Below are 11,200 nucleotides of genomic sequence, written 5' to 3'. Positions count from 1 at the left end.
AAGTTCCGATGCGATCTGTCCAAAGGAGCGCGCATCATGAACCATCAAATAATCTCAATGGCCGATCTCAGGTCGCTGGGTGCTTCCATTGCAGGAAACCTGGTCACGGAGGCGGACCATGAGTACGACGACGCCCGCTCGCTGTGGAACGCCATGATCGACCGCCGACCCGAGTTGATTATCAGGGCCGGGGAACTCACGGATATTCCGCTCGCGCTCGACTTCGCGCGCAGCCATCACCTGCCGCTCGCAGTTCGCGGAGGCGGGCACAACGTGGCGGGGCACGGCACCGTCGACCGTGGCATCGTCCTGGACCTGCGTGCTTGCAACAAGATCCTGGTTGAGCCGTCGCTGCGACAGGTGAATACCGGACCGGGAACCCTGCTTGGTGAACTCGACCAAGCCACGAGCGCCCATGGACTGGCCGTTCCCGTCGGGGTGATCTCGCGGACAGGAATTGCAGGCCTGTGTTTGGGCGGAGGTTTCGGCTGGCTGACACGCGCCTACGGCCTGACCGTCGACAACTTCCTTGCCGCGCAGATGTATACGCCGAGTGGTGAAAAAGTCCGTGCCGATGCCCAGGAAAATCCCGAACTGCTGTGGGGATTGCGCGGCGGAGGCGGCAACTTCGGGATCGTGACCGACTTTACCTTCAACGCGCATCCGCTTCCGGAGACGGTGCTCGCCGGAAACCTGATCTACCGGGCGCCGCATTGGCCCGGAGCATTGCATGCTCTGCGGGACTGGGCCGAGAACCTGCCGGAGGCGATGACGGTCATTGCGACAGTGCTGGTTCCACCCCAGGAGTGGGAACTAGGCACCGACACGATTCTCGCGGTGGGCTTCGTTTGGGCAGATCCGGATCACCAAGCCGGAACGGCGTGCATGGAGCGCTTCACGGAACTCGCACCGCCGGATGTCCAGGATGTCGCCGCGACCCCGTGGCCGGAATGGCAATCATCCATGGACGACGTCTTCCCGAAGGGGGTGCGCGCGTATTGGAAGAACACCGGATTCGATGCCCTGAATGAGGACACCATCTCCATGCTGGTGCGCAAAGCCGAGGAACTTACGTGGCCGGGGACGGCATTCGATATCCATGTCATGGGAGGCGCCATGGCCAGGACTGCGCAAGACGCCACGGCATTTCCCGACCGCTCGTCGGAATTTTGGATCAATATTTATGGGTTCTGGAAGGACCGTGCACAGGACGCACACCATGTCGAGTTCATCCGCGGTTTCTATCGGGATATGCGTACTGTGACCCACGGAGGCGAGTACTTCAACTTCTCCAGTATTGATGCCCCGTCCGCTGCTGGATTCGATGCCCTGGCCGTGTATGGACCGGGGAAATACGCGCGGCTAGCCGCACTGAAACGACGCTACGATCCACGCAATGAGCTTCGGCTGAACCACAACATCAACGTCTCGAGTTGAGCAGCGCAGGATGTTCGGCGGACCGGTCACCGGTTCTCCACGCACCACCACCTGGCGGCCGCCACTTCGGTGAAGCTTTAGTGCCTTGCCGCACCGCCGAAGCAGTGCGGCAAGGCAACAGCCGCCGGGTTCTGTACCTAGTTCGCTCGGCCTGCCATGGGCTGCAGGCAGCCAATCAGCCCAGCAACTCGGGCAGGTCGCCGGGCTCCTGTCCCAAGACGTTCTCGGCCAGGAATCCGGTGACTACCTGGTACCAGATCTTCGCGTGCTGCGGGGCGAGCACCCAGTGGTTCTCGTCCGGGAAGTACAAGAAGCGGTGGGCGGTGGTGCCGTCCGCCTGCTGCGGCAGACCCGAGGAAGACAGCAGTTCATACCAAAGGCGCAAGCCTTCGCCGATCGGCACCCGGTAGTCCTTGTCGCCGTGGATGACCAGCATCGGGGTGACGATCTTGTCCACCGAATGGTGCGGCGAATTCGACTCGATCATCTCCGGGCTCATCTCGCGGGTCCAGTAGAACGAGGCGTCGGTGGTCTTTCCGAAGCCGTCCAGCGCCCAGAGGCTCGCGTGGGTGACGATCGCCTTGAAGCGGTCGGTATGCCCTGCCACCCAGTTGGCCATGTAGCCGCCGAAGGACCCGCCCATCGCGGCGGTGCGGGTTTCGTCGATGTCCTCGCGGGCCTCGGCCGCGTCGGTGATCGCCATCAGGTCAGTGTAGGGCGCCTGGCCCCAATTGCCCCAACCGCGCTGGATGAAGTCCTGCCCGTAGCCGGTGGACAGGGCTGGATCCGGAAGCAGCACCGCATAGCCCTGCGCCACCAGCAGCCACGGGTTCCAGCGCCAGCTCCACGCATTCCAGGAATTCAGCGGTCCGCCGTGGATCCACAGCAGCAGCGGCGCCCGGTTCTGCGCGCCGACGCCCTCAGGCAACGCCAGCCAGGCGCGGACTGTTGCCCCGTCGACCTCGGTGCTGACCTCTTCCAAGGTGCCGGGCAGCTGCGGGCGAGGTGCGGGGGAGAGCAGCTCGGTGACCTGGACGTAGTCGCCGGCTTCAAGATCTCCGATGTGTGTCAGGTCCAGGGACACCGGCTCGGCGGGGTGCTCGTAGCTTGCACGCAGTGCGTAGGCGGCGCGGGAATCCGGGCTGACCAGGACGTTGGTGAAGGCGCCGGTGTCGGTAAGCCGGGTGATGCGGTCGTTTTCCAGACGCAGGTGGAAGACCGGGCCGTGCCCGTCTTCGTCGGCGACGAGCAGCAATGACATGCTGTTGGGCACCCAGACGATCTCGGTGGCCCAGCGGTCCCAGCCCACCGCGATCTGGTAGGACTCGCCGCTGGCCAGGTGCATGACGAACAGCTCGCAGACCGGGGCGGATTCCGGGGTGGAACGGCGCCAGCGCGCGTAGGCGAGCTTCGCCGAGTTCGGGCTGATCTTGCCCATGGCATATTCGTAGGTCTCGTCCGGGGGCAGCAGCATTTCCTGGGCGCCGGTGTGCATGTCGATGCGCATCAGGCCGACGGCTTGGTCTCCGCGGCCCTCGGGAACGATCCACTCGGTGATCAGGAAGTCGCCATTGGGTGCGACGTCGGAGGAAGCCTCCACGAGGTTTGCGCCGATCCCCGGGGTCAGGTCGCTCAGCTCGCTGTGCTCCTGGCCGGTAGGCAGGCTGGTGGCATACAGGTGCGGGGTGGCCGGGCCCAGATCGTGGTCCCAATAGCGCACCGGGTAGCCGGTGTGCAGGATGGCGGAGACTTTCTTCTCCTTGCGGGCCGCGCGCAGCTTGGCCTCGTGCTCAAGGTCCGTGGCCCTGCTGAGCGCCGAGGAACGGACCAGCACGGTGTGCGGGGATTTGGCGCAGGTGGCCAGGGACTCGACCCCTGCCGGATGGGTGATGACCGAACGGGCCTCGCCGCCGGCGGCCGGCAGCAACCAGCCTTCGGTCACCGCATCGTCCTTGGTGGAGCGCTTGGCGCTGAATAGCAGGTCGCCGTCGGCGGTGAAGACGGGGCTTGACTCCCCGTGCTCCGAGTAGGTCAGCCGGCGGGCCGGGTTCTTGCCCGTCGGGTCGACCTCCCACAGGGCGTTGGTGTATTTGGTTGCGTCCTCGCTCAAGGTGCTCAGCGTGGTAACCAATCGGCGCCCGTCGGGGGAGAGCGCCAGGCTGCCGACACGCGGCATTGCGACGTAGGAGTCCAATTCCTGAAATGAATGCTTAGAGTGTTCCACTTCACACATCATGCCATCATTCGTCGCCGTGCACTATAGCTGCGCCGAATCGTGTCGAAGGCCGAATGGGTGGAAACGTCCAAGGCAACCGCGGTAACCGGCCATCATGGATATCGCCACTTGGTCGAATTAACCTAGGATGGGCGTATGGCGAAAACCAAGCCCGTGGACCATGCCCCCTGGGCCGCATGACCCGAATGCGGCCACAATCCGGCTGGCGGGGAATGGCGCTGTTGGCGGCCTGCCTCATCGTGGGGGTTCCGCTGGCGCTGGCTGCCGTGATCGGTGTGGTGGTGCTGGGCGATCGGGTGGGAATCGGTATTCCTGCGAATGAAGCCTTTGCCTGGATCGTCAGCCTGATCACCGCGGTTCTGATGTGGCCCCTCGTCTTGCGCGGGATGCGCCGGTACTTTATGGGACTCTCGGCGGTACGCGCCGGGGAAGGTTCCCGACTGGGGCTCCAAGATGCTTCCCGCGGAGCCTCAGGTTGAGATTTCCACTGCCGAGAGGTGCGTCCGGGGCACAGTGGTGCTGCTGGGAGGCATCGGGCTGTTCGTGGTCTGCGGCCCGTGGCGCATCAGCAAAGGAATCCTCGTCGTCCTGGACCTCGTGAGCATTGGATCCCGGTCGTGGTGGGCTGCGTTCCAGGGCGGTGTCTGGATCATCATGATCATGATGTTCCTGCTGGTGCTGTGGCTCACCGACAGGAAGCTGCGACGCCTCGACGAGGAGTCCCCGGAACGCCGGAGCATGGAGCTGCGACAGAATTGGTGGCTGGCGGCGGTGACGAGCTGGGCCATGTGCCTCATCACGGGCCTGAGCTTTTCGTGGCTGGCCATCGAGACATTGGCCTAGCAACGCTGGCGGCCCGGGACATTCCCGAGCCGCCTGTGGTTTCCTGCTAGTCGGAGAGGTTGGCCAGACGCTCTGGGGAGAGCAGCTCGTTCAAATCTTCGGCGGACAGCAGGCCGCGTTCCAGCACCAGCTCGGCCACGCCGCGGCCGGTGTGCAGCGCCTCCATGGCGATGGCGGTGGATGCGGAGTAGCCCAGGCGCGGGTTCAGCGCGGTGACCAGGCCGATGGAGTTCTCCACCTCGCGGCGCAGCGCGTCCTCGTCCACGATGATGCCGTCGATGCAGCGGGTGGCCAGGGTCAGGCAGCCGTTGGTCAGGTGCTTGAGCGACAGGCCGATCGAATGCGCGATGACCGGTTCGAAGGCATTCAGCTGCAGCTGGCCGCCCTCGGCCGCCATCGTCACGGTCAGGTCGTGGCCCACCACCTGGTAGGCGATCTGGTTCACGACCTCCGGGATCACCGGGTTGACCTTGCCGGGCATGATCGAGGAGCCGGACTGCACGGCCGGCAGGTGCAGGTCGTTCAGACCCGCGCGCGGGCCGGAGGAGAGCAGGCGCAGGTCGTTGCAGATCTTGGAGATCTTCAGCGCCACGCGCTTGAGCACGCCGGACAGGTGCACGAACGCGCCCACGTCACTGGTGGCCTCGATCAGGTCGGGGCTGGTGGTCAGCGGCAGGCCGGTCAGCTCGCGCAGGTGGCGGCAGGCGGAGGCGGCGTAACCGGCCGGGGCGTTCAGCCCGGTGCCGATCGCGGTGGCGCCCAGGTTGATCTCGGTGACCAGCGACAGCGATTCGGCCAGGCGTGCCCGGTCCTCGCCCAGGGTGACGGCCCAGCCGCCGAACTCCTGGCCCACGGTCATCGGCACGGCGTCCTGCAGCTGGGTGCGGCCCATCTTGACCACGGTGCGGAATTCCTCGGCCTTGGCCAGGCAGGAATCCTGCAGCACCTTCATGGCATCCAGCAGCGGCTGGGTGGCGAAGTGGGTGGCGATGTTCACCGCGGTCGGGTACGCGTCGTTGGTGGACTGCGACAGGTTCACGTGGTCGTTCGGGTGCAGGTACTGGTACTCGCCCTTGGCATGGCCCATGATTTCCAGCGCCAGGTTGGCGATGACCTCGTTGGCGTTCATGTTGGTGCTGGTGCCGGCACCGCCCTGGATCGGGTCGATGATGAACTGCTCGTGCAGCTCCCCGGCCACGATGCGTTCGCAGGCGGCGTCGATGGCCGCGGCGCGCTCGGCGGAGAGCAGCCCCAGTTCGTGGTTGGCGCGGGCCGCGGCCTGCTTCACGCGCGCCAGTGCGCGGATCAGGTACGGGTTGCCGGAGAGCTGGGTCCCGGTGATGTCGAAGTTGTGCTTGGCGCGCAGGGTGTGCACGCCCCAATAGGCCTCGGCTGGGATGTCGAGGTCGCCGATCAGATCATGCTCTACGCGGGTGGCGGCGAGCTGAGACTGGATCATGGGGATATTTCTCCTGTAATGGATGGGGTGTTTCTAGAGTGCGGCCAGGCGGCCGACGGGCTTTCCCCCGCCCAGGGCGGGGCTGGAAAGCAGATCTTCGGGCACGCGAACGTGCGTTGCGAGCAGGGCCGCGGTGATCGGCATGCGGGCGCGGTCCCCGCCATCGGCGATCTTCACGGCCAGCGCGGTGCCGTCGGACAGGGCGACGGCCTGGATGCCCTCGAAGCCGTCCTTGGCGATGGCGCCGGGAATCGAGCGCATCAGCGCCGTGACATCGCGGCCCTCGCCTGCCACCAGCTCCGGGTAGGCGCGCATGGCGGCGGCGACGCGCGCCTCGGCGGTGCCTTCCGGGGCGGAAGCCAGCTTGGCGAAGCCGCGGGCCAGCGCGGGCAGGGACAGCAGGTAGACCGGGGTGCCGCAGCCGTCGGTGCTCACGCCGCCGATCCGCTCGCCGGTCAGCTCTTCGACGGTTTCGCGCAGCAGCTGGAGCACGGGGTGGCCCTCGCCGAGGTAGCCTGCCAGGTCCCAGCCCTTGAGCTTGCACAGCGCCAGCAGTGCGGCGTGCTTGCCGGAGCAGTTCTGCGCCAGCTGGGTGGGACCGTGTCCGGCGGCCAGCCAGGCGGCTCGCTCGGCAGGACCGTAGGGCAGGTCGGTGGAGTTGCCCAGGTCCTCGACGCCCAGGCCGGCTGCCGCCAGGGTGGAGCGGGCGATGTCCTGATGGCGCTGCGAGCCGGAATGGCTGGCGGCGGCCAGGGCGATCTGCTCATCAGTCAGCTCCAGGCCTGCGCGCAGCAGGCCCACGGCGAACAGCGGCTTGAGCGCCGAGCGCGGGTAGAACAAGGCCTGGGTGTCGCCGCGGCTTTCGACCAGCGAACCGTCGGGGCCCAGCACTACGGCGGAGCCGTAGTGGATCGACTCGACGGCGTCCCCGCGGGTGGCGGCGACCAGTGGTACATGCTGCGGCAGGCCGTGGGCGGCCAGCGCCTGAACGTCCGGCCAGGGGGTTTCGGTGCGGGTCACTTGCTGCTCCTGACGATGGTGGTGATGGCTCGGTGCACGGCGCTGAGGTGTCCGTTCATGGCTTGCGCGGCGGCGTCCGGATCTTGGTCGGCGATGGCTTGGACAATCGCCCGGTGCTCGTCGTTGGACGGGCCGGTGCGCCCGGCGACCAGGTTGACGGTTTCGGACTGGCGGGACATGGCTTCGCGGATGTCGCTGACGATTTTTGTGAACACCGAATTGTCGCTGGCCAGGGCGATGGCGGCATGGAAGGCGGCGTCCAACTCGACCCAGGCGGCCGGATCGTCTTCCTGCTCCATCTGGTCCAGCAACCCGCGCAGCCGTTCGAGGTCTTCGGCGGTGCGTCGTGTGGCGGCCAGCGATGCGGCGGGGATCTCGATGTGCGGGCGGGCCTCATGCAGGTCGTCCGAGGAAAAGGTGCCCAGCTTCAGCTCGCGGGTGGGTCGGTGGGAGATGACGAAGGTGCCGCGCCCGGTTTCGGTGCGGGTCAGTCCCAGCGTGGCGCAGGAACGCAGCGCTTCGCGGATGACCGAGCGGCTCACGCCGTAGTCGGAGGCGAGGCTCGCTTCGGATCCCAGTTTGGTGCCAAGCGGGATTTCCTGGGCTTCGATGGCCGCGCGCAGGGAGAGGAAAACTGCTTCCGCAGCGGAGCGGCGTTCAATGGGTTGCTGTCCGGGTGTCCAGCTGTCTGACAGGTTCACGAGTACGAGTCTTGCAGTGTAGAGCTCGCGAGTCAAGGAGCCGCTCTTGGCGGGCTGCTGAATACCCGAGGGGCGATGTTGCGCTTGGGGGACTGCAGCATCGCCGACGTGGATCGGTACTTGGGGGACACCGGTCCTCGCCCCTCACGTTCGAGGCGCTCGGGCATCTACAGCTTAGTATCTTCGAGCAACTTTTGGGATACCCGTACGGATGTTCTATCCGGAGTAAACGGGTCCACCGCCCTGACTTGCGTTTTGTCCGATGAGCATTGATGGACATCACACCGCACGTCGAAGACTGGTGTTGCAATGCCGTGACCATAAGCTAAGTGCTCCGTACCGCGTTCCGGACAGACGCCGGTGAGGATCTTCGCGCCGCGGAGAGAGCTGGGCAAATCAAACGAAGGGCGAAACAAGTGAAGCACTCTCGCTGGGGGCCGCGCCTGAGGAATTCCTGACCGCTTCTTGTGCCACCCGTGCTGGCAGAGCAGTGTTGGCTGTGAACACCTAGAGGAAAGGAAAAGCCGATGGCTGATTTGTCCAGTAAAAAGGTTCTCGTTCTGGTCTCCAATCGTGGCGCTGAGCAAGACGAATTGACCAGTCCGGTCGAATCGCTTCGGTCTGCCGGAGCAAACGTCAAGGTCGCTGCTCCCCGGAAGGACAAGATCCAAACCTTGGTGGGAGATTGGGACCAGGGCAAGATTCTCGAAGCTGACATGGCTTTGGAGACCGTGGACGAGCAGGAATTCGACCTGCTGCTGATCCCCGGGGGAACGCTCAATGCGGATAATCTGCGTCTTGACGACGAGGCGCAGCGCATTGTCCAGTCCTTCGCCGCCACCGGACGGCCGGTGGCTTCGATCTGCCACGGTCCGTGGCTGCTTGTGGAAACCGGGCTTGTCCGGGACAAGACGTTGACTTCGTATAAGTCAATTAAGACAGACGTGGTCAACGCTGGCGGACATTGGGTGGACGAGGAAGTTTTCCGGTGCTCGGCGCAAAATTTCGTTCTCATCACTTCGCGCAACCCTGGAGATCTGGAAGCGTTCAATGCCGCGATCATCGAGGAGCTCGGTGCTTAATCGGCCCTGGACAACTAACGCGAGCAAGGTATAGAAATCCCGAAGGAGCTTTTCAATGAAGAACAACAAGTTCGACAAACAAAGCGAAACAGAGAAGGACGCCGCGGGTGAGGCAGCAAGTCAGGAGAAGGCGGCTTCCTCTAACCCCGACCCTCTGGAACAGACAATCACTGGCTTGGAACCGGGTGGCGGAGTGCCGCCCGGAGAAACACCGCCGGCAGAAGGATCGATGAGCGGGGACCAAGGGCACGAAGAGTAGAAACTTCGGGGACTGCGACCTTCCAGCAGCTTCGGACACCTCACGGTCCGGTTGCCGGGAGAAAACGCTTCCCCGAACGCAGGGGTGTTTCTCCTGCGGAAGTCCGTTGTGTCTCTGAGTGGCAGTGACGATGCAGACTTCGAGATTGCAGACTGCGCCTCGGGGCAAGTCAAGACTTGCCCCGAGGCGCAGTCTGCCAAGGGATGCGTTCGAGCTCTCCAGACCAGATGCGATTCTGGGCAGTGCCGGTTCAAGGGCTTTCGATTGCTTCCTTAGACTTGGCGATCGCAAACCCCCAGGCATCAGACGCAGTCGTCTTCGGCGGCAAGGATATCTCCTGTGGATTGGTACGGATGTCGAGCAGATACGGTCCATCGCTGGCAAGCGCTGCATCAATGGAAGCCGCGATGTCTTCGGGCTTCGTGACCAGCTGGGAATTAATGCCCATTGCACGTGCGACTTGGGAGAGATCGGGATTGTCCAGCTCCGTGCCGAATTCCTCGAGACCGCCCTGTTCCTGCTCGAGCTTGACCATTCCCAGACGGCCGTTGTTGTAGACGATGAACTTCACCGGGAGCTTGTAGGTCACGGCTGTCCGCAGATCTCCGAGCAGCATCATCAGTCCGCCGTCGCCGCAGTTGGCGATGACCTGCCGCGAACGATCCAACGTCTGCGCCCCTAGAGCTTGAGGCATGGCGTTGGCCATGGAGCCCAAATTGAAGGACCCAAGCAGGCGCCGTTCGCCCCGCATCTCTATGAACCGCGACAACCAAACCGTCGACATTCCCGTGTCGACGGTGAATATCGCGTCGCGGGCTGCTTGCTGGTCCAGCTGGGCAGCGACTGCTTCCGGACGAATGAACTCCTCCGGGTTCTCCACCAGGCTACGGACTTTTCCCACCAGACCGCGGTCGCGATCCGGGTCGGTGATCCTGCCCTGGCGTTCCAACCAGCGCTCGTATTGCTTGCGGATCGATGCCAGATGCTTGTCCGCGCGTCCGGCTGGTAGTTTCGGCAACAGTTGTTTCAAGGACGGCTCGACATGCCCGACCATCGCGTGCGAAACCTGGGTGCGACGGCCAATGTGCTCGGCACGCATATCCAGCTGGATGACCGTCTTCCCGCTGGGGTACCAGTCCCTGTACGGAAAATCGGTTCCGATCATGAATACTACATCTGCTTCGTCCAATGCAGCGGCCGCTGCGGGGTTGCCGATCAGGCCGGTCTGCCCTACCTGATAGTTGTTCTCCGATTCCAAGCTTTCCTTGGCCTTGAGCGTCAGCACCATGGGAGCTTGCAAGCGTTCGGCAAGTTCGAGGATCTCGGCGCGTGCTTCGCGCGCACCCATCCCGACCAGCAAGGTGACTTTCTGGGCATCCTGCAATACCTGGGCGGCCTCATCAATCTGTCGCAGCGGCGCAGCGGCTTGCGCGGCCTGCGGGGTGAACTTGGCCGGGCGGACGTTCTTTTCGAGCTTCATGCCGCCCACGTTCCCCGGCACGGTCAGCACGGCCACACCGCGGTTCGAGATGGCGGCGTTGACAGCCTGTTCCAGAAGCTGCGGCATTTGGTCGGCCGAGGTGACTGTCTGCGCGAAGACCGCTACGTCGCTGAATAGAAGGTCGTTGTTGACCTCTTGGAAGAAACTGCTGCCAATTTCCGAGGTAGGCACTTGGCCGCAAATGGCCAAGACCGGGGCATGGGACTTCTTGGCATCATAGAGACCGTTGAGCAGATGGATCGATCCCGGGCCCACCGTTCCCATGCACAGCCCAAGACGCCCTGTCAGCTGGGCTTGCGCACCGGCTGCAAACGCAGCGGCTTCCTCGTGTCGTACGCCAACCCACTCCATGGAAGGTTCTTCACGGATTGCGTCGGTCAGCGGGTTAAGAGCATCGCCGACAACACCCCAGGCGTGGGTGACGCCGTATTCCGCGAGGGACTCGACAATAGCTTTACTGACTGTCTTCATGTCTTTCCTTTCCGCAACAAGGACAACGTGGACAATGGATAGCCGCAGTCTTGGACAGATTCGGAAAACTCCGATTCTTGTCTGCTTCCCGACGGACCGAAGACCTCTCTTCCAGGGAAGCTGTGCTGTATCCACCAATTGCATCGTGGCACAACGATCCGCGGGTCGCAGGTGCGTTCAGCCTTTCCACA

The 11,200-nt window shown here is 64.0% G+C and carries 10 protein-coding genes; 5 read left to right on the top strand and 5 right to left on the bottom strand.

The features are described from left to right. Positions 1-57 precede the first annotated feature (57 nt). Entirely contained in the window at positions 58-1,437 is a 1,380-nt protein-coding gene (locus JQN66_RS14680; protein ID WP_204675685.1) for an FAD-binding oxidoreductase, read from the top strand. 175 nt (positions 1,438-1,612) lie between these two features. On the opposite strand, the gene JQN66_RS14675 is transcribed toward JQN66_RS14680, so the two are convergent. After that, on the bottom strand, positions 1,613-3,670 hold the full coding sequence (locus tag JQN66_RS14675; protein ID WP_239464226.1) for a S9 family peptidase: 2,058 nt from the start codon (positions 3,668-3,670) through the stop codon (positions 1,613-1,615). Between the two features lie 215 nt (positions 3,671-3,885). Between JQN66_RS14675 and JQN66_RS14670 the strand changes: the two genes are divergently transcribed. Further along, complete coding sequence (locus JQN66_RS14670; RefSeq protein WP_204675683.1) at positions 3,886-4,152, top strand: hypothetical protein; 267 nt, start codon at positions 3,886-3,888, stop codon at positions 4,150-4,152. 34 nt (positions 4,153-4,186) lie between these two features. Next, positions 4,187-4,516 (top strand): hypothetical protein, encoded by a 330-nt coding sequence (locus tag JQN66_RS14665; protein ID WP_204675682.1) that lies wholly within the window; start codon positions 4,187-4,189, stop codon positions 4,514-4,516. Between the two features lie 46 nt (positions 4,517-4,562). On the opposite strand, the gene JQN66_RS14660 is transcribed toward JQN66_RS14665, so the two are convergent. The 3 genes from JQN66_RS14660 to JQN66_RS14650 are packed head-to-tail and all read right to left on the bottom strand — an operon-like array spanning position 4,563 to position 7,696. Continuing rightward, complete coding sequence (locus JQN66_RS14660; protein ID WP_204675681.1) at positions 4,563-5,975, bottom strand: aspartate ammonia-lyase; 1,413 nt, start codon at positions 5,973-5,975, stop codon at positions 4,563-4,565. A gap of 33 nt (positions 5,976-6,008) precedes the next feature. Continuing rightward, on the bottom strand, positions 6,009-6,995 hold the full coding sequence (locus tag JQN66_RS14655; RefSeq protein ID WP_239464030.1) for an asparaginase: 987 nt from the start codon (positions 6,993-6,995) through the stop codon (positions 6,009-6,011). Further along, complete coding sequence (locus JQN66_RS14650) at positions 6,992-7,696, bottom strand: FadR/GntR family transcriptional regulator (RefSeq protein WP_204675680.1); 705 nt, start codon at positions 7,694-7,696, stop codon at positions 6,992-6,994. The genes JQN66_RS14655 and JQN66_RS14650 overlap by 4 nt, the downstream gene beginning before the upstream one ends. 527 nt (positions 7,697-8,223) lie before the next feature. Between JQN66_RS14650 and JQN66_RS14645 the strand changes: the two genes are divergently transcribed. Next, positions 8,224-8,778, top strand: coding sequence for a type 1 glutamine amidotransferase domain-containing protein (locus tag JQN66_RS14645; protein WP_204675679.1), 555 nt, complete (start codon positions 8,224-8,226; stop codon positions 8,776-8,778). A 55-nt stretch (positions 8,779-8,833) separates the two neighbouring features. Then, complete coding sequence (locus JQN66_RS14640; RefSeq protein WP_047120148.1) at positions 8,834-9,037, top strand: DUF6480 family protein; 204 nt, start codon at positions 8,834-8,836, stop codon at positions 9,035-9,037. Between the two features lie 250 nt (positions 9,038-9,287). On the opposite strand, the gene JQN66_RS14635 is transcribed toward JQN66_RS14640, so the two are convergent. Then, a complete protein-coding gene (locus JQN66_RS14635; RefSeq protein ID WP_204675678.1) occupies positions 9,288-11,009 on the bottom strand; it encodes a thiamine pyrophosphate-dependent enzyme in 1,722 nt (573 codons plus the stop codon). Positions 11,010-11,200: the final 191 nt, after the last annotated feature.

The organism is Glutamicibacter protophormiae (assembly GCF_016894325.1).
GTDB lineage: Bacteria > Actinomycetota > Actinomycetes > Actinomycetales > Micrococcaceae > Glutamicibacter > Glutamicibacter protophormiae.
The sequence above is the reverse complement of the archived record's forward strand: the minus strand, read 5'-3'. Positions and strand labels throughout refer to the sequence as shown.